Origin of the sequence: Mesorhizobium sp. ESP7-2 (genome assembly GCF_020164715.1) — a bacterium.
Lineage (GTDB): Bacteria > Pseudomonadota > Alphaproteobacteria > Rhizobiales > Rhizobiaceae > Mesorhizobium.
Map to the genome: position 1 here is coordinate 70,738 of NZ_JAIUGQ010000002.1, position 20,742 is coordinate 91,479.

A 20,742-nucleotide genomic window follows, 5' to 3' on the forward strand; every position below is an offset into this window, starting at 1 on the left:
TTACGGGCTTATGAATTCTAATTCAAGGCTTTTGCAAAGCAAAGGCCACTTCCCCACAGCGGTGCACCCATCGCCGGGCAAAGAAAAAGGCCGGCGGGAGGAGGTGCCGGCCTTTTCCTGTTACGAGCCAGCGGGAGGAGGTGCTGGCTGGTCACCCCGGAGGTGGAGGGAGGAGGTTCCACCCGCCGGGTATTCAATTGACCGTCACTATCTCACATCTATTTGTCCGACAAAATGCGACCTTTTGCTGCATCCGCGGACGATGCGCATTTATTAGGCGGCCTTGATTTCCTTGATCGCCTTTTCGAAGGCGGTCTTGATCGGCTTCGAGACATCCTCGGCCGCCTTGGAGGCAACAGCCTGGAAGTCCTTGGCCTGCTCGACGCTCAGTTCGACGCGCTTGCGCAGGAAGGCGGTCTGCAGTTCGACAACTTCCGACAGCGACTTGGCGCCGATCAGGGCTTCGAGATGCGAGAAGCCGGCCTCGGCGTTGGCGCGCAGCGCCGTGATGGTCTTGAGCGACAGATCGCTGGAAACAGCCTTGGCGGTTTCGTAGGTCGACTCCAGGGCCTTCTGGGTCTCCTCGGCACCAGTCTTGAGCTTGGCGTAGGCTTCCTTCGACTGCTCAACGCCCTTTTCGGCGAAAGCGCGCATCTGGTCGGTGGCCTTGGAAGCGTCGAAGCTCGGGAATTCAACGTTTTCGATCGTCTCGGCAGTCTTGGTCCTGGACATTTTCCATCCTTTTCAGCGGCAGCGGCTTTGACAGAAAGCCGTCTCGTTCATGTATGATGGCAATATAAAGGCAAATTTTGTGCATTGCAATATCTTTGTTGCAGTGCACAAAAAAATGTTTTTGGCCGTTAACCAAACGGCCAAAATTCAGCCTTTGCACGTTCTGGCTTGTGGACCTTCGTGGCTGCGGCTTTTATTAACAAAGCGTTAACTGCAAATTCGCCGCTCCGTGAGGGTCCGCCAAGCGCATGCCGTCCGAATATTCCTTCCTCGACGTCGCCGTGCTCGACGCGGTCCGCCAGCGGTTTGCCGCCGGCGACGCGATCGCGATCCTGTCGGTGGACCTCGAGCAGGTGGTCTGGGCCAATGGGCCTGGAGCCGCCATGTTCGGCTATCCCGATATCGAAGCGATCATCGGCGCGTCGACGCGGCTGCCGCTGATCGCGCGCCGTCAGATCATGGCGACCAGCGGTTTCCCGCAGATCGGCGGCGATCGCTCGATCACGGTGCGCCTGGCGACCGGCATGACCAGCCGCGCCGTCGGCTTTCTTGCCAGTGCCGTGACGCTGCCCGACGGCGAGAACGCCATCATGCTGGCGGTGCCTGCGGCGCAGACCGGTTCGCGCAGTGCCGCCGAGATCGCCGGCCGGGCGATCAGCGGCTTAACCGAAGACGGCCATTTCATTGCCTTCGTCGATGCCAAGGGCAATGTCGAGGCCGCCTCGGAAGGATTTTCGGCGCTCGGCATCCAGCCCGCGACACTGGCGGCCCTGGTGGCCGACGTCGCGGCCGAGGGCGAGCGCATCGTCAAGCGCCTCGTTCCGGGCGGCAGGACCTCCTACCCGGCGGGCCTCGCCCGATTGACGCCGGAGCGGCATCTGCTGGTGGTGATCGACGAGGACCAACTCGAAGACAGCGCATCTGCCGCGGCGGCTTCGGGGGACGGCTCGTCCGCGGCAACGGAAGGCCCCGCCAAAGAGACTGGCGCCACAACGGAGGCAGCGGAAACCGCCGCGCCAGAATCCAGGTCTCGGCAGGACAATCAGCCGACAACAGATGTTTCGCGGACGGAGGCGATCGAACGGTTGCCGGCCGCTGCCGAGATCGAACAGGAGCCCGCCCCTTCCGAGCCCGTGGCTGACGATATGCCTGAACGGGCAAAGCGGGAGATCGAGGAGCCGACCGCGCCGGCACCGGTCGCCGCCGACAATGACCAGCCGGCGGCGGGCACGCCGGCACAGCATGATCATTGGTATTTCAATGCCGGAGAAGACGACGCGCCGGCCGCGCCGGAACCCAAAAGCACGACCGAGGCTGGCACCGAGGCTTCGGTGGACAGCGTGAAGCAGGACGAGGTCCCCTCCCCGGCAGCCCCGACTACAGCTTCGGCCACCCGGACGATAGACCGCTCGGCGGCACCGCTGCGTTTCGTCTGGCGTACCGACGCCGAGGGCAAGTTCAGCGCGCTGTCGCATGAATTCGCCGATGTCGTCGGCCATCCGGCCGCCGACGTGATCGGCCGACGCTTTAGGGATGTCGCGGCGACCTTCGGCCTTGATGCGTCCGGCGAGATCGCCGGCCTGCTGGAGCGGCGCGACACCTGGTCCGGCCGCTCGGTGCTGTGGCCGGTCGTCGGCACCGACCTGAAGATCCCGGTCGACCTGGCGGCATTGCCTGTCTATGGCCGCAGCCGCGCTTTCGAAGGCTTCCGCGGCTTCGGCGTCGCGCGAACCGGGGATGCGGTCGTCGATCCGGAGGCGATCGGCATGGCATTGGTGCCCAATGGCGAGAGGCCGGCGGCACCGAAACCGGAAGCCGTGGAGACGGTGCCTGAAGAACCAGAGGCCGGAGAGCCAAAGCCATCGGATCCGTTCAAGGGCGAAGTGCCGGCGCTGGCCATCGTACCGAAACCGGAGCGGCGGTTCGCCGACAAGGTCATCCGGCTGGCCGAACACAGGCAACCAGCCAATGACAAGGGGCTGTCGACGCTGGAACGCAGCGCGTTCCGCGAGATCGGCGAGCGTCTGAAGAAAGAAAGTTCCACGGCAGAGCCGCCGGAGGCTGAAGCAATAAAGCCGGCAAGGCAGGCGGAACCAGATGCCGGGACAGGCTCTTTGTCGGAGCCGCAAGACACGACCAAGCCGGCGACCAATGCGAAGCCGCCGGCGGACATCGCCACCCCGGATGCCGAACCAACAGAGTCGACCCAGGAACCGGTGGCCGGCCCGGCGCATGAGATACCAGCGCCCGATGCGGAACACGAGCCGGATGCGGGCGAACCTTCCCCGGGCGATGCCGAGGATCAGAGGGATCTGGCGCGGCTCGACGGTGCGGAGCCGGATCAGGTCGAACAACAAACACCGACTTCCGAATCTCCGCAGCCGTCGGCCTCGGGCTCCCTGCTCGACTATGCCGGCAAAGAGCACGAGCCTGCCCATGCCGCCGGCGGCACCGACGAGGCGCCGGCGCCCGAGGCGCAGGAGATAATCGGGGATGGCGAGGCGCCGGCGCAGGCAGGGCCTGCCAAGGCACCGCCGGCCGATGGCGACGGCATGACGTCCGACGATTTTCGCGACGCCGAGGACAATGAGGATTGGGCCGGCGAGGAAGCGGCTGCATCAGGCGCGCCTGCGACCACCGGCGAAACCGGCGGCACGCATGAAACGACCGAAACAATTGCCGAGCGACCACGCCTGCAAGTGCCGCCACTCAAAACCGCAGGGTTCATGCCGTCGGCTTTTTCCGTCGGCAACGAAAACAAGACGCCGGATACATCGCTTCTCGGCAAGCTGCCGGTGCCGCTCATCATCCATTCGGGCGATCAGTTGCACTATGCCAACGAGGAATTCCTCGACCTGACCGGGTACGGGACGCTGGAGGAGCTGGAGGATGCGGGCGGCCTCGGCGCTTTGTTTGCCGATCCTTATGCCGATGACGGCGCCTCCGACGGCAGCGACCGGGCTCTGCGGCTGAAGACTCGCGACGGACAGGAATTTCCGATCGACGCCATCCTGCGCTCCGTACCCTGGCGCGATGGCAAGGCCCTGATGCTGGTCGTTCGCCGTTCCGGCGAGGATGATGTGCCCGCAGCGGCGCACGCGATCGGCGAGGAGCCGACGCAGCCCGACATTTCCGAGCTCAAGGCACGCATCGCCGAGATGCGCACCATCATCGACACCGCCACAGACGGGGTCGTGCTGATCGGCAGCGACGGCACCATCCGTTCGATCAGCCGCCCGGCCGAGGCGCTATTCGGTTTCGACAGCGACGAGGTGACCGGCAAGCCGTTTGCCTCGCTGTTTGCCATCGAGAGCCAGCGCGCGGCGCGCGACTATCTCACCGGCCTGTCGGAGCCTGGCGTGGCGAGCGTCTTGAATGATGGCCGCGAGGTGATCGGCCGCGAAGCACAGGGGCGCTTCATCCCGCTGTTCATGACCATCGGCCGGCTGCCCAACGACAGCGGCTTCTGCGCCGTGGTGCGCGATATCACGCAGTGGAAGCGGGCCGAGGAGGATCTCACCCAGGCGCGTGCCGTGGCCGAACGCGCTTCCTCGCAGAAGACCGATTTCCTCGCCCGCATCAGCCATGAGATCCGCACGCCGCTCAACGCCATCATCGGCTTTTCCGAACTGATGGTCGACGAGAAGTTCGGGCCGGTCGCCAATGACCGCTACCGCGACTATCTGCGCGACATCAACCGCTCGGGCAACCACGTGCTCGACCTGGTCAACGATCTCCTGGATATCTCGAAGATCGAGGCCGGCCAGCAGGAAATGGCCTATGAGGCGGTGTCGCTCAACGATACGCTGGCCGAAACCGTGGCGATGATGCAGCCGCAGGCCAACCGCGAACGCGTCATCATCCGCTCCAGCTTCGCCTCGCGGCTGCCGGAAGTGGTGGCCGACCTGCGCAGCGTGCGCCAGATCGCGCTCAACATCCTGTCCAACGCCGTCCGCTACACCCAGGCCGGCGGCCAGGTGATCGTCTCGACCGCCTACGAGACCTCGGGCGACGTCGTCATGCGGGTGCGCGACACCGGCATCGGCATGAGCCAGTCCGAGATCGAGCAGGCGCTGAAGCCATTCAAGCAGATCAACGCCTTGAGGCGCGGGCGCGGCGACGGCACCGGCCTTGGCCTGCCGCTGACCAAGGCCATGGTGGAAGCCAACCGCGCCCGCTTCAGCATCAATTCGACACCCGGCGAGGGCACGCTGGTGGAGGTCGCGTTCCCGTCGACTCGGGTGCTGGCGGAATAGCAAGCCGAAAAGAAAAGGCGCCCAGAGGACGCCTTAAGAGATGGGATTGCTGTCACAACGGGGGCTTGAGCTGAATTCAGATCCTCCGGGGGCTGAGGAACGGGATTTCTCCCTCAAGTTACGTGCGACTATCGACGCCGGGCCTTAACAAGTCCTTACCGGGTCGCCAAAAAATTTACGAATGTGTACCACTCGTGAAATCTAGGTAAATTCGCGCGACATATTTCGTTAACCATGCCGGTTGCGGTCACTGCGCAAGTTGCGGCAGGTCGCGGAACAACTCCAGCGCTTCCGGGTTGGCGAGCGCTTCCTTGTTCTTGATGGCACGACCATGCACGACATCGCGCACCGCAAGCTCGGTGATCTTGCCCGACTTGGTACGGGGAATGTCCGAAACGGCGACGATCCTGGCCGGCACATGGCGGGGGCTCGCGCCGCTGCGTATCTTGGCGCGGATGCGTTTTTCCAGGTCCTCGTCCAGTTGAACACCCGCGGCCAGCCGCACGAACAGCACGACGCGCACGTCATTGTCGAAATTCTGGCCGATGCACAGCGCCTCCAGGATTTCGGGCATCTGCTCGACCTGGTTGTAGATTTCCGCCGTACCGATGCGCACGCCGCCTGGATTGAGCGTCGCGTCCGACCGACCGTGGATGATAATGCCGCCATGATCGGTCCATTCGGCGAAATCGCCATGGCACCAGACATTGTCGAAACGCTCGAAATAGGCCGCCTGGTATTTCTTGCCGTCGGGATCGTTCCAGAAGCCGATCGGCATGGACGGAAAGGCCTTGGTGCAAACCAATTCCCCCTTCTCCTGCCTGACCGGCTTGCCGTCGTCGTCCCAGACATCGACGGCGAGGCCGAGGCCCGGCCCCTGGATCTCCCCGGTCCAGACCGGCTCGATCGGCACGCCGAGCACGAAGCACGAAACGATATCGGTGCCGCCGGATACCGAGGCCAGATGCACGTCTTTCTTGATCCCGTCATAGACGAAGCGGAAATCCTCGGGCGAAAGCGGCGACCCGGTGGAGGATATGGCGCGCACCGTCGAGAGATCATGGCTGCGGATCGGCTTGAGACCGGCCTTGCGCACGGAATCGATGAACTTGGCCGAGGTCCCGAAGAAGGTCATCTTCTCGGCATCGGCGAAATCGAACAGCACGTTGCCGTCGGGGTGGAAGGGAGAGCCATCGTAGAGCAGCAGCGTTGCGCCAGAGGCCAGACCCGATACCAGCCAGTTCCACATCATCCAGCCGCAGGTGGTGAAGTAGAAGAAGCGGTCGCCGTCGCCGAGGCCGGCATGCAGCCGGTGTTCCTTGACATGCTGGATCAGCGTGCCGCCGGCCGAATGGACGATGCATTTGGGAATGCCGGTGGTGCCGGACGAAAACAGGATGTAGAGCGGATGCGAAAACGGCAGCCGCTCGAAGGTGACGGGCTTGACGGCGAGGGGCGACAGCGCCTCCTCCATCGCCACGGCCTTGTCGATGGTATCAGCCACGTCGGCGGAGGTGCCGAGATAGTCGACGAGCAGGATCTTGCGGACGCTGCCGAGCCTGGCCGCGACCGCCTTGACCTTGTCGGCGACCTCGATCGCCTTGCCATTGTACCAATAGCCGTCCGGCGCGATGAAGATGACGGGCTCGATCTGGCCGAACCGGTCGAGCACGCCCTGCTCGCCGAAATCGGGAGAACAGGATGACCAGACGGCCCCGATCGAGGCGGCGGCCAGCATGGCGGCGACGGCTTCGGGCATGTTCGGCATCATCGCCGCGATACGGTCACCCTTCTTCACCTCGAGCGACAGGAAAAGCTGCTGCAGGCGCGAGACCAGGCCATGCAGTTGGTTCCACGACAGTCGCCTCTCGACCTTGTCCTCGCCACGAAAAACGATTGCCTCGCCGGCCCCGGTTTTCTTCAGAAGGTTTTCGGCGAAATTCAGCGACGCGTCCGGGAAGAAAGAGGCGCCGGGCATCTTCTCGCCATCGAGCAGCAGTCGTTCGCCCTTGTCGCCTTCAAGACCGCAGAAATCCCAGACGAGATCCCAGAACGCCTCCCGGTTCTCGACCGACCAGCGGTGAAGATCGGCGTAGGAAGAGAATGGACTGCCGGTACTCGCCGCCGCGGCCTTCATGAAGGCGGTCAAGGGCGAGGCATCAATCTGGTCTTGCGTTGGGGTCCAGAGCGGTACTTCGCCAGCCATGATCGATCCTCCCACGGTCGTCATCGCTTATGCATATTGCAGCGCAGCAGAGCAAGATTTTGTTGGGCCGACTCAGCCAGGTGTGCGCAAATGCCATCGCCGGGCCATAAAGACTTGAAATGCGTCAGCCCTAAGTCGTAGTGACGACACGGGTTACACCCGTCGGACGATCGTTTTTATCGGAATGGAAGCATACGGGGCTATATGCCATCATCCTTGATCCGCCGCGGAGTATGGGCGATCGGTGTTGCCGCGATCGTCATCGCCCTGGTGGTCGCGGCCCTGCCGCTGATCGCCTCGACGCGGATCGTGCGTGACCGCATCGCTTGGGAATTGAGCGCCTGGAGCGGCTTTCGGGTGGCCATCGAGGGGTCGCCGCGCATCGAGGTCTGGCCGAAATTCCGCGCGATCCTGACCGATGTGACGCTGTCGAAGTGGACGGATGCCGATGCGCCGCCGGTCGTCGAAGCCGAACGGGTCGAGGTCGACCTCTCGGCCATGGCGGCATTGCAGGGCGATGTGGTGTTTTCCACGGCACGGCTGATTAGGCCGACGATCCGGGTCCAGCGCACGGCGGACGGGCTGTTCCTGCCCACGGCGCCGACCGGCGGGCGCATCGCGCGCTCCATCGACGCGGCCCGTGGCCTGGTCAAGACCGACCCCGCCAAGCCCGACCTGGACAAGCTGCCGACTGACACTTTCGGCACTGTGGAGTTCAGGGACGGCCGCATGGTGGCGTCCGTCAACGGCAAGGATGTGGAGATCTTGAGCAGTCTTAGCGGCCAGGCCACATGGGCGGCGATGAACAGCAATGCTACGCTGTCCGCGACAGGGATCTGGCGTGGCGAAAGCGTGACCGTGGATGCCGCCTCGCCGAGACCGCTGGTGCTGTTTGCCGGGGGCATGGCGCCGCTCACCCTGTCCTTCAAGGCAGCGCCCGCCACCTTCTCGTTCGACGGCACGGCCAACATGTCCGAAAACGCCTATTTCGACGGCCAGGTGAAATTCGCGGCCCCCTCGCTGCGCCGCGTGCTGGAATGGTCACAGGCCGGCATTGCGCCGAGCGCGGCGATCGGCTCGGTCAGCATTTCGAGCAAGGTGACGGCGTCGGCCGGACGCGTCAAATTCGAAAACACGGCGCTGGCGCTGGACAACAACCCGGGCATGGGCGCGCTGGACCTGTCTCTTGGCGAGACGCAGCCGGTGATCTCGGGCACACTTGCCTTCGACACGCTCGACCTCAGGTCGTTTCTATCCGCCTTCACGTCGCTTGGACCGGCGAGCAGCGGCGAGCCAGGTCAGGTCAATACGAGTTTCGCCGACCGGGTCAACCTCGATCTCAGGCTGTCGGCGGCCCATGCCACGGCGGGGAGTATCCAGCTTGCCGATGTCGCGGCCACCGCCCAGGTCAAGGACGGTCTTTCGGTCTTCGACATCTCCGACGCCTCCGCCTTTGGCGGCAACATCCAGACCAGCCTTCGTTTCGACCGCAAACCCGAGGGCACCCAGGTCGAGATCCGGCTGCTGGCCTCCGATGTCGATGGCGGCGCGTTCGGCACCGCGGCCGGGATGACCCGGCTGGTGCCGGTCGGCACGGGCACCGTTTCGGTCATCCTCAAGGGGCCGGGAAGGACCTGGGATTCGATCTTTGAAAACGCCGACGGCTCGGTCTCGGCGACCTTCGGCCCTGGCGCGCTCAGCAAGTTCAACCTGCCGGCCTTTCTCAAGCACACCGAACAAGGCGGCTTCTTTGCGCTCGACGATGTCTCGGACGGGACGCTGCCCATCGATGGGGCCGAAGTGAAGGCAACCATTTCGAGAGGCGTGGCCAGACTCGACAAGGCCGAGGCCAATTCGGCGAAATACAAGATCTGGCTTTCCGGCATCGCATCCTACGCAGGACGCGGACTGGCGCTGTCGGGCGGCGTCATCCAGTCGGATCAGCCGGCAACGCAAAAGGGCGGCCAGCAGGGGCCCAACCAGTCGTCGTTTTTCGTCGGCGGAACGTGGAGCACGCCGTTCATTTCACCGATAAGCCGCGGCGTTTCGGGCGAATAAGGCCTTGTGCCCGAAGCGCTGCTCCTACGGCATGTCGCGGCGAATAGGATTCGCCCGACCTGCTGTAAGCTTCTGATTTTATGCATGTCGTTAGCCCGGAACCGAGGACACTTCCGGGCGACATGCATTAACCGCGCTGCGCGGCGCGCTCGTCAAGCTGCCGCTGCACCTCGCGCCGCTTGTTGGCGACCGAAGCGATGATGACGCCAACCGTGACGATCGCGATCAGAAGGGTGCAGGCGGCATTGATCTCCGGCGTCACACCGAGACGGACCTGGCTGTAGATCTTCATCGGCAGCGTGGTGGCGCCAGGACCCGAAGCAAAGCTGGCGATGACCAGGTCGTCCAGTGACAGCGTGAAGGCCAGCATCCAGCCGGACACGATCGCCGGCAGAATGACCGGCAGCGTGATCTGGAAGAAGGTCTTCACCGGCGGCGCGCCAAGATCCATGGCGGCTTCTTCCAGCGAGCGATCGAAGCTGACAAGCCGCGACTGCACGACGACCGCGACAAAGCACATCGTGAAGGTGATATGCGCGAGGATCACGGTCGTCATGCCGCGATCCATGCCGATGGCGACAAACAGCAGGAGCAGCGACAGGCCGGTAATGACATCAGGCATGACCAATGGTGCGAAGATCATGCCGGAGAACAGGACCCTGCCCCTGAAGCGTGTGTAGCGGGTCAGCGCCAGGGCTCCCATAGTGCCGAGAACCGTGGCCACCGTCGCTGAAATCAGACCGACGCGGATGGTCACCCATGCGGCGTCCATCAGGCCCTGGTTGTGGAACAGCGAGACGTACCATTTGGTGGAAAAGCCGCCCCAGACGGTGACGAGCTTGGACTCGTTGAAGGAGAAGACGACGAGCAGCACGATCGGCAAATAGAGAAAGGCAAAACCGAGCGTGATCGAGGTGATGTTGAAGCGGCTCCAGGTGGTGTTCATTTGTCCTGCTCCTGCGCGCGGGCCTGGGCATGCTGGAACAACACGATCGGTACGATAAGCAGCAACAGCAGGATGACGGCAACGGCCGACGACACCGGCCAGTCACGATTGGCGAAGAACTCGTTCCACAGCGTCTTGCCGATCATCAGCGTCTGCGAGCCGCCGAGCAGGTCGGGAATGACGAATTCGCCCACCGCCGGGATGAACACAAGCAGGCAGCCGGCGATGACGCCGGGCAGGGACAGCGGAAAGGTGATCTTCCAGAAGGCAGCGGTCGGCGGACAGCCGAGATCCTTGGCCGCCTCGATCAGCGAGTAGTCCATCTTTTCCAGCGACGAATAAAGCGGCAGCACCATGAACGGCAGGTAGGAATAGACGATGCCGATGAAGATGGCCGTGTAGGTGTTGAGGATCACCAGCGGCTGGTTGACGATGTGTAGCGACAAGAGCAACTGGTTGAGCAGGCCCTCGGGCTTCAGGATACCGATCCAGGCATAGACGCGGATCAGGAACGACGTCCAGAACGGCAGGATGACCAGCATCAGCAATGTCGGGCGGATCGTGGCCGGGGCGCGGGCCATGCCATAGGCGATGGGATAGCCAACCAGCAAGGTCAGCACCGTGGAAGTGGCAGCGATGACGACGCTGGTGAGGTACGCCTTGAAATAGAGAGCGTCCTGCGTCAGCCATACATAATTGTCGAAGTTGAGGTCGCGAAAGCCGGCGAAGAAGCCGGAAACGCCGTCCCTGAGATCGAGCACCGGCGTGTAGGGCGGCATGGCGATAGCCGTCTGTGACAGCGAGATCTTGAAGACGATGACGAAGGGGACGAGAAAGAAGAACAGCAGCCAGAGATAGGGAACGATGATGACGAGCCGGCTGACGAAGCCGGCACCCAAACGCGTCAGGAACGGATTGGCGGCAGTCGATGGCGCGGCGGCATCGGCGACGGCGATATTGGACATGACCGCCCCTTACCGCACCAGCACGACGCCGGCGTCGGGCCGGAAGGACACCCAGGCACGGTCGTTCCAGGTCAGCGGATCCGCGGTCACACGGGCCGCGTTCATGGCGCTTGCCCGCACGATCTGCCCATCGTCCAGCCTGACGTGATAGACCGTCATGTCGCCGAGATAGGCGATGTCGTAAACCTCGCCCTCCAGCGCGTTGACGGCGTCGGCCGGCTTCTTCGACGAGACCCTGATCTTCTCCGGCCTGATGGCGAAGACGATATTGGCATCGGCCTTTGCGTTCGCGCCACCATTTTCGACGACGATCTGGGCTCCGGTCGCGCCGGTGATGCGAGTTGTCTTGTCGGTCCGCTCGGCAACCTTGCCCTCGAACATGTTCACGTTGCCGACGAAATGGGCAACGAAGCGCGACGTCGGGGCTTCGTAGACTTCCGGCGGCGTCGCAACCTGCATGACCTCGCCCTTGTCCATGATGGCGATGCGATCGGCCATCGTCATCGCCTCTTCCTGGTCATGGGTGACGACGACGAAGGTGAGACCAAGCTCCTGCTGCAGATCCATCAGTTCGAACTGGGTTTCCTCGCGCAGCTTCTTGTCGAGCGCGCCGAGCGGCTCGTCAAGCAGAAGCACCTTCGGTCGCTTGGCGACCGAGCGGGCAAGCGCGACGCGCTGGCGCTGGCCGCCGGAGAGCTGGTGCGGCTTGCGCTTGGCGAACTGCTCGAGCTTGACCAGTTTCAGCATTTCGGCGACGCGCTTTTCGATATCGGGCTTCGGCATCCCTTCCTGCTTGAGGCCAAAGGCGATGTTGTTCTCGACCGTCATATGCGGGAACAAGGCATAGGACTGGAACATCATGTTGACCGGCCGGCGATAGGGCGGAATGCCGCGCAGATCCTGGCCATCGAGCAGGATGCGGCCGGCCGTTGGCTCCTCGAAGCCGGCAAGCATCCTGAGCAGAGTCGACTTTCCGCAACCCGAGGCACCAAGCAGGGCGAAGAATTCACGCTCGAAAATGGTCAGCGACAGATTGTTGACGGCGGTGAAGTCACCGAACTTCTTGGTGACGTTGTCGAACTGGATATAGGGCTTGGCGTTCGGGTCGTTCCATGGCGCGAAGTCCCTGCGGATGCTGCCAAGCGATTTCATATCCCACTCCGTACTTTTTCGTTCCCCAACAGAAATCGACCCCGGCAGTTGGCTGCCGGGGTCGCGTCGGATTGCCTACTGGCCGGTGACGATCTTGGTCCAGCTGCGCGTGATGATGCGCTGCGTCTTGGGGTCGTAAGGCTGGGTGGTATAGAGCTTCTGCAAGGTCGCGGCGTCCGGATAGACGGACGGATCGTCGAGCAGCGCCTTGTCGACGAACTGCTGCGATGCCTTGTTGCCGTTGGCATAAAGGACATAGTTCGACGATTTCGCAATCACTTCCGGCGTCATCATGTAGTTGATGAATTCGAGCGCCTCGGCGACATGCGGCGCATCGGCGGGGATCGCCATCTGATCGAACCACATCTGCGCGCCTTCCTTCGGCACGGAATAACCGATCTCCACGCCTTGCTTGGCTTCGACCGCCCGGTTGCGAGCCTGGAACACGTCACCCGACCAGCCGACCGCCAGGCAGATATCGCCATTGGCAAGTGCGTTGATGTATTCGGACGAGTGGAATTTCCTGATGTAGGGGCGGATCTTGAGAAGAGCTTCCTCGGCCTTGGCGATATCGTCCGGCGAGGTGCTGTTGGGGTCCAGACCGAGATATTTCAGGGCCGCCGGCAGGATGTCTGAGGGAGAATCCAGCACATAGACGCCGCAATCCTTCAATTTGGCCAGGCTGTCCGGGTTGAAGAAGGTATCCCAGCTGTCGATCTTGTCGGTGCCGAGCGCTGCCTGCACTTTCTTGGTGTTGTAGCCGATGCCGACCGTTCCCCACATGTAATTGACCGAGTATTCGTTGCCGGGGTCGTATTTGGCGGTGCGCTCCGTAACCGTATCCCACATGTTGGAGAGGTTCGGCAGCTTCGACTTGTCGAGCTTCTGGAACACACCGGCCTGGATCTGGCGGGCGAGGAAATTGCCGCTCGGCACGACGACGTCGTAACCACTGCCGCCGGCGAGCAGTTTGGTTTCGAGGATTTCGTTGGAATCGAAGGTGTCGTAGACGACCTTGATGCCAGTCTTCTTGGTGAAGTCATCGATGATCGAACTGTCGATATAGTCAGACCAGTTGAAGACGTTGACGACGCGGTCCGCGGCGTGACCAGCGGGTGTCAAAAGCGCCAGAAATACCGAGGTTGCCGAAAGCCAGAGCGCTTTGCGGATCATGCTATTCTCCTTTGGTGAGTGTTCCATCGCCGGCGCGTCGCGACATGCTCGCGCGGCCGGGCATTTGCTTCAGACTATTGGGCTTTCCAGGGATCGACAAGCACCATCCGGCACGCCGCCTGCCGCCACCCGGTCGTTCGGGGCGGGAAGGAATTGCGGTGCCGTCAGAAGCTTTCGCCGCCGCGCGGAGAGAGATACAAGAATGTGGTCCGGTCTCGATCGAGCCGCCGGGGAGACTTGGCAAGATAAGCCTGTCTTGTTGTTGCCGTGTTCCCAGCCTGCCCGGGCGGCAGCGACGTTGTCAATGGGCAAAGCTTCGGCGCCGGCATCAATTAGGCGAAGGTACTCCGGTGACCCCCGCCCGCTGCGGTCGCGCCTGGCGCTTGAATTCGAGCCCAATATGGACAAGCAGCGCCGTGACCACCACCGCGCCGCCGATGATGGTGCGCCCGGACGGCACCTCGGAATGGATGAGCCAGACCCATATCGGCCCCAGGATCGGCTCGAACGTGCCGAGCAGTGCCGCGATCGCCGCCGGGATCAGGCGCGCGCCGGTGGCGAAGAACGCGAGGCCAAGGCCTAGATTGACCACGCCGAAGACGAAGAGAAAGCCCATGTCGCCGGCCGACACCATGAAGGTCGAGGCCTGCGAGGCAGCGAAGCCCGCCGCCAGGATCGTGCCCAGACAGGTCGCCGGCGTCATGCGCACGCTGGAGAAGCGCCGGGTGATGACGGTGGCGGTCGAGAACATGAACGCGATCAGCAGCGCCAGTCCATCGCCTATGGGCGAGACGGCACCGTCAAGAGATTCAGAGACCATGATGGCGACGCCGGCGATGACGGCGGCAATCGCCATCCAGGTTGCGACGGTTACCCGTTCGCGAAACAGCGCCCAGGCAAACAAGGCCGCCAGGAGCGGCACGCCGGCCTGCATCAAGAGGATGTTGGCGACGGTGGTGTAGGCAAGCGCCACGACGAACGAGGTCGACGCGATGGCGAAGCAGAATCCCACCGCAATGCCTGGCAGGCCCATGTCCCGGAATGACTTCACCATGCCGCGCCAGCCGTCACGCCAGACCATGAAGCAGAGCAGGAAGGCGGCAGCCCAAACGGAGCGCCAGAAAATAACCGTCCAGCTGTCACCGACGCTTATGAAGCGGGCGATGGTGCCGCCGAAACTCCACATCAGCGCCGACAGGAATACCAGAAGCATGCCGACGCGTTCCTCGCGCGGCGAGACTGTCGAGGTAGCAAGGCCGGTCGACGCAACGAGGGTTGGAGATGATGCTGTGTCTGTCATGGCGCGACTGTCGAGCTTTTGTGGACGGGACGATGCGCAAGGGACGACAAAAAACTACTCTGTTCACGTAACGCAAAGGCGCAGACCGGGGATGATCCAGTGCGGCGCTCCGTTTGGCGCACTACAAGGCTTTGACAAACCTCAGGAAGTGTTTTTCTTGCCGCGAATGAGGCGCCAGAGACCCGCCAAAGGGACCAGCAGGATCAGGCCGAATTTTTTCAGCGCAATGAGCGCCACAGCAATAAGACCTGCCTTTGCCGCCAATTTTCCCGCTATCAGGCCGCCGATGCCGACTGCCGCAACCGTATCGGCGCCCGGTGTGAAATCCGTGTACTTTTTTCCGTCATTGAAGACGGCAAGGCCAAGGACTTCATCCAGGCTCTGCCTTATCTCCGGCAACTGCTCCACCGTGGCGATATAGCTCATTACAAAAACGCCTTCCCTGCCGAGAAAACGGACGTCGTAGTTGAGCGTGTGAACACTATCGTTTCCGAATTGCAATTCCTTGGCCCAGTGCAAACGCTTGTTTGCCGCATCATAGACCGGCGGTGAAGCCCAACCAATGAGCGTAATGGGCGGAAAGCCGTCCTTCACCCTTTGGTCATTGCCTGACAAGGTGTCCGCCTGCATGCTGCGCAGCAGATCGCCATAATCGATTGATGCGGCATCGCCATCATCGACATGGCCTATCTTTTCCCATCGCAGTTCTATCCCCCAATTGCCGTCCGAGAGGGGATCGTATTTGGCTGGAAAGATCATGCCGACGGCATCGGAAGCCGAAGTGGGTGGATTGCCCCAAGCCTCGGTCAGGACCGAGACGGTATCTTTCTTGCTCAGAAAGTAGAACTTATCTCCGAGATTGAGATGCACACCTTCGGCAAGGTCCACCGCGCCGATCTTCGGATCAATCTTATCCAAGAACGCCTTGCCGGCATCATTGTAAGCTTCATAGGACTTGAAGAATCCCGAGGATTTCTCCGCAAATGCGGGCGAGATCGCCAGGGCAAGGCCCAGACCAACCCAAAGAACCGTCCTGCCCATCAATACCCCCGCCGATCCGCAGCTAGAGGTTTGATATCTTACTACCAATGCTCAATCAATATTGTTGCTCGCAATGTTGGGCGCGTGAAGGCTTGTTGTTTGCACAACCAAAGAAGAACCTGCCCCACCATGCTCTCCACCGGCGCCGACCTTACTGAAAATCGAACGCACTCAGGCCGGTCACCATCTCGTCGAGGCCGAGCGGTCGGGTCACCGGCGGCTCTGCGCGCGCCAGGCAGCCGACACGCTCGCAAAGCCGGCAGGCCGGTCCGATGGGCGTCGCCGCGATGGTGACCGCCCCTACCTTCGGGCCGACTGCCGTGCCGGGCAGGGCCGCGCCATAGACGATGTCGTCGCGAAAACCGATGTCGCAGCCAAGCAGCAGTGCCGTGCGGCGCGGGCGTTCGGAGAATGCGCCTTGCGGTCCTTCCAGCGTGCGGGCGATGCACAGGAACTCGGCGCCGTCGGGCATTTCCACCGCCTCGACGAAGATCTGGCCGGGTTGGGTGAAGGCGACATGCACGGGAAGCTTGGGACAGCCGCCGCCAAATCGGCTTTGCGGAAAGCCCTGGCTGCCGGCCTTGCGAAAGCGATTTCCGGCATTGTCGACCTCGAGCATGAAGAAGGGCACGCCAGAAGCACCTGGCCGCTGCAGCATGGTCAGGCGGTTTGCCGCCTGCTCGAAGGAGACGCCAAAGCGCGAGCGCAGGACGTCGATGTCATAGCGTGAGCGAACGGCCGCCGCGTGAAAGGGCTGGTAAGGCATCATCAGCGCATGGGCGGCATAGCGGCCGAGTTCGAAGCGGGCAAGGCGGCGCGCCTCGTCCGTGGCCAGCCTTAGCGCCTGGATCTCGCCGGCGACCGCGACCGTCATGCGGATCAGGCAGGCCTCCATCGCGACTTCACGCAACTGGTCGAATGGCGACAGGCGCTCGGACAGGAACAGGCGCTGCGAGTGACGGTCGTAGCGGCGGCGCCAGTTCGGCATGGTGGCGACCGGCAGAACCTTGACCACGATGCCGTATTCGCGCCTCAGCCATGCCTTCAAGGTGCCAAACACGTCGTCGCCGGGATCGAGCACCGACGTGAACGCCTCGGCCTCTTCCTCGAGCGAGGAAAAATGGTTCGGCCGCCGCTCGAAAATCTCGTGCACCTCGTCGATCGGCAGCCGGGCGCCGGAGAGCGCGGTCGCACGGCCCTCGCGCGCCAGAAGCTCGTTGATGTCGGACAGCCGCTCGGCCTGCTCGCGATAGGCGCGGAACAGTTTTATCACCGCCGCGGAGGCATTGGGCGCCGCCTCGGCAAGCACGATCAGTTCCTGGTCCCCCGGCAGCTCGCCGACCAGCAGCGGATCGGTGAACACCTCCTTCAGGCCAGCGACCGACCCCCTCGCCTCGCCCTGAAGCTCATGCGGATCGACCTTGTAGACGGAGGCCAACCTCAGGATCAGCTGCACCGTCAGCGGCCGCTGGTTGCGCTCGATCAGGTTGAGGTAGGAGGGCGAGATGCCGAGCCCCTCGGCCATCGCCGTCTGGGTCAGGCCCTTGGCGTTGCGGATGCGGCGAATGCGCGGCCCGGCGAAAATCTTCTGGTCAGCCATCGACTATCCTTGACAGGAAATTACATGAAATCAGTCGCGATCCCGGCTTGCTTGCCTTTACAGGATTGACAAATTTACAATGCCTCCCTGTCAAACACAATACAGATTTTCCCTTATATCAGGTGGGATTTCCTGATTTTCCTGGCTCATTTTGCGGCGCAATGTAAATTCAGTCACATAGAAGTACCCCCGACAACTGGCGCACGGACATCGCGCAGAAACCCTTCGGAGCGACCAATGACTGATTTTTACAACCTTGTCCCCTCGGCGCCTGAAGGCCGCTTTGACGGCATTGAACGCCCCTATTCGCCGGAGGACGTGAAGCGGCTGCGCGGTTCCGTGCAGATCAGACAGAGCCTTGCCGAAATGGGTGCCAACCGGCTGTGGAAGCTCATCCACGAAGAGGACTTCGTCAATGCATTGGGCGCCATGTCCGGCAACCAGGCGATGCAGCAGGTGCGTGCGGGGCTGAAGGCGATCTATCTGTCGGGCTGGCAGGTTGCCGCCGACGCGAACACCGCCTCGGCGATGTATCCGGACCAGTCGCTCTATCCGGCCAATGCGGCGCCCGAACTGGTCAAGCGCATCAACCGCACGCTGCAGCGCGCCGACCAGATCGAGACCTCCGAAGGCAAGGGGCTTTCCGTCGAGACCTGGTTCGCGCCGATCGTTGCCGATGCGGAAGCCGGCTTCGGCGGCCCGCTCAACGCCTTCGAGATCATGAAGGCGTTCATCGAGGCGGGTGCCGCCGGCGTCCACTATGAGGACCAGCTGGCGTCGGAGAAGAAGTGCGGCCATCTCGGCGGCAAGGTGCTGATCCCGACCGCGGCGCACATCCGCAACCTCAACGCGGCGCGGCTCGCGGCCGACGTGATGGGCACGCCCACCCTGGTCGTGGCACGGACCGACGCGGAAGCGGCAAAGCTGCTCACTTCCGATATCGATGAGCGCGACCAGCCCTTCGTCGACTATGATGCCGGCCGTACGGTGGAAGGCTTCTATCAGGTCAGGAACGGCATCGAGCCTTGCATCGCGCGGGCCATTGCCTATGCGCCCCACGCCGACCTGATCTGGTGCGAGACCTCGAAGCCCGACCTGGCCCAGGCCAAGAAATTCGCCGAGGGGGTGCGCAGGCACCATCCGGGCAAGCTGCTCGCCTATAATTGCTCGCCGTCATTCAACTGGAAGAAGAATCTCGACGACGCGACGATCGCCAAGTTCCAGCGGGAACTGGGCGCCATGGGCTACAAGTTCCAGTTCATTACGCTGGCCGGCTTCCACCAGCTCAACTACGGCATGTTCGAACTCGCCCGCGGCTACAAGGCGCGGCAGATGGCGGCCTATTCCGAGTTGCAGGAAGCGGAATTCGCGGCGGAGGCCAATGGCTATACCGCGACCAAGCACCAGCGTGAGGTCGGCACCGGCTATTTCGATGCCGTCTCGATGGCGATCACCGGGGGCCGGTCGTCGACCACCGCCATGCATGAATCGACCGAGCACGCGCAGTTCAAGCCGGCAGCGGAGTGAGCTCGCCAAAAAACGACCAACAGAGGAAACGCCCGAGAGGGCAAGGACATAGGAGAAGACCAATGGCATCGATAAGCCGTGTCAAGGAACGGGCGGAAGAGCAATCGACCACGATGAGCGTCGACCAGCAGGCGACGATCCGCATGCTGGCCAACGATCTGCACAGGCTGAACCAGTCGGTGATGAAGGCGGTCGAGGCGGGCGTCTCGGTGGAGCTCGTGCGCTCTGCAAGGCACCATGGCGGCGACGGCAATTGGGGCGATCTGCTGATACCGGTGATCGTCACGCAGCAGAGCCATGGCTGATCGGAAATCGTCCAAGCGGCCCTTCACCTGCGCAATGTATGCGCAGGTGAATTTTATTTTTACGCAACCGAACGATGGACAGAGCAGTACAGTACTGTTGCTTGAATCCACTGTTGTGGAGGGCGACAGCAGGTTCTTTTATTTCAACTTGACATAGGGTCCGATCTCACGCCAATTGTCGCCCAGATTCAACTCTGCATTGAAATAGGGGCGAACTTCTTGGCCGACTTGGGTGCCCAGTGAATCGCGATGGTGAGACCGCAAAACATGTGAATCTGATGACTCGGGATTCAAGCACGGAGACGATCCGCGATCTCTCGCGGGTGCTTGTTGTCGGGAAATCGCCGATCAACCGGGTCGTCGTATCGAAGATCGTCGAGCGGTCCGGGCTCAGACCAATCTCGGAATCGCCTGATATCGCGGCGAAAACCTTGCGGACGCTGGTGCCGGGAGCAATTGTCCTCGACGGCGGTCCCGACAACAAGGACTGCGACAATCTGATGCCCGGCATCGAAACGTTGCGCCGGGCTTCAGGCAAATCGCTTCCTCCCGTGATCCTGCTTTCAACCAAGAATGGCACGCCGGAGAGCCTTGGCCTGGCGAATGTCGTCGACGTGGTGGTGGCCAAGCCGATAACGCCCGAACGGTTGCAACCGGTGATCGATCGTCTGATCAGCCGCTGAGGCAATTCCGGGAAAGTCGTGTAGCGGTTTTCCGTCCGGAATTATGCAAAAGGCAAATAATCAAAGCCGCGATCAGCCCGACTTCGCGATGCCTTCTATCAGTTCCGGCAATTGACCGAGATCGGATATCTGGCGGAAACGCGGCTCTGCGACCGGCGCCTCGACATGTTCGAGCACCCAGGTCAGTTCGTGCGGCACATGGACGCCCCAGCCGCCTGCCTCGATGGCGGGCACCACGTCCGACTTCAGCGAATTGCCAACCATCATGCTCCTTGCCGGGCCGTCGCCATGGCGGTTGAAGAGGCGCGCATAGGTCGCGGCAGTCTTGTCGCTGACGATCTCGACAGCGTCGAACAGGTCGCCCAGCCCGGAGCCGGCGAGCTTGCGCTCCTGATCGAACAGATCGCCCTTGGTGATCAGCACGAGGCGGAAGGTGCCGGCGAGTTTCTCGACCGTCTCGCGTGCATGCGGCAAGGGCTCGATCGGATGGCCCAGCATCTGGCGACCGGCGTCGAGAATCTCCGCTATGACCGAGGCCGGCACGCGCCCATCGGTGACCTCGATCGCCGTTTCGATCATCGAGAGCGTAAATCCCTTGATGCCGAAGCCATAGATCGCAAGGTTGCGCCGCTCGGCCTCCAACAGCCGCGCCGAGATCTGCTGCTCCTCGCCATGATCGGCCAGCATTGCGGCAAAGCGCCTTTCCGTCATGCGGAAGAATTGTTCGTTCTGCCAAAGCGTGTCGTCGGCATCGAAGCCGATCGTGGTCAGTTCGCTGCTGGTCCGCATCGCCGGCTT

The 20,742-nt window shown here is 62.4% G+C and carries 15 protein-coding genes; 5 read left to right on the forward strand and 10 right to left on the reverse strand.

Going from position 1 to position 20,742, the window contains the following annotated elements:
- Positions 1 to 273 precede the first annotated feature (273 nt).
- Complete coding sequence (locus LB543_RS02730) at positions 274 to 732, reverse strand: phasin (protein WP_140758954.1); 459 nt, start codon at positions 730 to 732, stop codon at positions 274 to 276.
- Between the two features lie 248 nt (positions 733 to 980).
- Here LB543_RS02730 and LB543_RS02735 point away from each other — a divergent pair, with 248 nt between their 5' ends.
- Positions 981 to 4,988 carry a PAS domain S-box protein gene (locus LB543_RS02735; protein WP_224612967.1) on the forward strand — a complete coding sequence of 1,336 codons (4,008 nt, stop codon included), beginning with the start codon at positions 981 to 983 and terminating at the stop codon, positions 4,986 to 4,988.
- A 247-nt stretch (positions 4,989 to 5,235) separates the two neighbouring features.
- On the opposite strand, the gene LB543_RS02740 is transcribed toward LB543_RS02735, so the two are convergent.
- Entirely contained in the window at positions 5,236 to 7,194 is a 1,959-nt protein-coding gene (locus LB543_RS02740; protein ID WP_224612968.1) for an acetoacetate--CoA ligase, read from the reverse strand.
- Between the two features lie 204 nt (positions 7,195 to 7,398).
- Here LB543_RS02740 and LB543_RS02745 point away from each other — a divergent pair, with 204 nt between their 5' ends.
- On the forward strand, positions 7,399 to 9,252 hold the full coding sequence (locus LB543_RS02745) for an AsmA-like C-terminal region-containing protein (RefSeq protein WP_224612969.1): 1,854 nt from the start codon (positions 7,399 to 7,401) through the stop codon (positions 9,250 to 9,252).
- Between the two features lie 127 nt (positions 9,253 to 9,379).
- Here the strand turns inward: LB543_RS02745 and LB543_RS02750 are convergent, their stop codons facing one another.
- The 7 genes from LB543_RS02750 to LB543_RS02780 all read right to left on the reverse strand — a co-directional run bounded on the left by LB543_RS02750 (position 9,380) and on the right by LB543_RS02780 (position 17,429).
- Entirely contained in the window at positions 9,380 to 10,198 is an 819-nt protein-coding gene (locus tag LB543_RS02750; protein WP_015316315.1) for an ABC transporter permease, read from the reverse strand.
- The gene (locus LB543_RS02755) at positions 10,195 to 11,163 is read right to left on the reverse strand and encodes an ABC transporter permease subunit (RefSeq protein WP_140758949.1); all 969 of its coding nucleotides are present in this window, start codon (positions 11,161 to 11,163) and stop codon (positions 10,195 to 10,197) included. The genes LB543_RS02750 and LB543_RS02755 overlap by 4 nt, the downstream gene beginning before the upstream one ends.
- Before the next feature lie 9 nt (positions 11,164 to 11,172).
- Complete coding sequence (locus LB543_RS02760) at positions 11,173 to 12,315, reverse strand: ABC transporter ATP-binding protein (protein ID WP_224612970.1); 1,143 nt, start codon at positions 12,313 to 12,315, stop codon at positions 11,173 to 11,175.
- Positions 12,316 to 12,390: 75 nt separating this feature from the next.
- Positions 12,391 to 13,488: a polyamine ABC transporter substrate-binding protein gene (locus tag LB543_RS02765; protein ID WP_224612971.1), complete on the reverse strand. Its 1,098-nt coding sequence runs from the start codon at positions 13,486 to 13,488 to the stop codon at positions 12,391 to 12,393.
- A 328-nt stretch (positions 13,489 to 13,816) separates the two neighbouring features.
- Positions 13,817 to 14,788 (reverse strand): DMT family transporter, encoded by a 972-nt coding sequence (locus LB543_RS02770; RefSeq protein ID WP_224612972.1) that lies wholly within the window; start codon positions 14,786 to 14,788, stop codon positions 13,817 to 13,819.
- Between the two features lie 141 nt (positions 14,789 to 14,929).
- Positions 14,930 to 15,829 (reverse strand): DUF2167 domain-containing protein, encoded by a 900-nt coding sequence (locus tag LB543_RS02775; RefSeq protein WP_224612973.1) that lies wholly within the window; start codon positions 15,827 to 15,829, stop codon positions 14,930 to 14,932.
- A gap of 151 nt (positions 15,830 to 15,980) precedes the next feature.
- Entirely contained in the window at positions 15,981 to 17,429 is a 1,449-nt protein-coding gene (locus LB543_RS02780) for a short-chain fatty acyl-CoA regulator family protein (protein WP_224612974.1), read from the reverse strand.
- A 237-nt stretch (positions 17,430 to 17,666) separates the two neighbouring features.
- Here LB543_RS02780 and aceA point away from each other — a divergent pair, with 237 nt between their 5' ends.
- The 3 genes from aceA (at position 17,667) to LB543_RS02795 (ending at position 19,944) form a co-directional block, all read left to right on the forward strand.
- The gene (aceA, locus tag LB543_RS02785; RefSeq protein ID WP_140758943.1) at positions 17,667 to 18,956 is read left to right on the forward strand and encodes an isocitrate lyase; all 1,290 of its coding nucleotides are present in this window, start codon (positions 17,667 to 17,669) and stop codon (positions 18,954 to 18,956) included.
- A gap of 62 nt (positions 18,957 to 19,018) precedes the next feature.
- Entirely contained in the window at positions 19,019 to 19,261 is a 243-nt protein-coding gene (locus tag LB543_RS02790) for a hypothetical protein (protein WP_006202762.1), read from the forward strand.
- A 278-nt stretch (positions 19,262 to 19,539) separates the two neighbouring features.
- Complete coding sequence (locus LB543_RS02795; RefSeq protein ID WP_224612975.1) at positions 19,540 to 19,944, forward strand: response regulator; 405 nt, start codon at positions 19,540 to 19,542, stop codon at positions 19,942 to 19,944.
- 72 nt (positions 19,945 to 20,016) lie between these two features.
- Here LB543_RS02795 and LB543_RS02800 read toward each other — a convergent pair whose 3' ends face one another.
- Entirely contained in the window at positions 20,017 to 20,733 is a 717-nt protein-coding gene (locus LB543_RS02800) for an HAD family hydrolase (RefSeq protein WP_224612976.1), read from the reverse strand.
- Between the last annotated feature and the right edge of the window lie 9 nt (positions 20,734 to 20,742).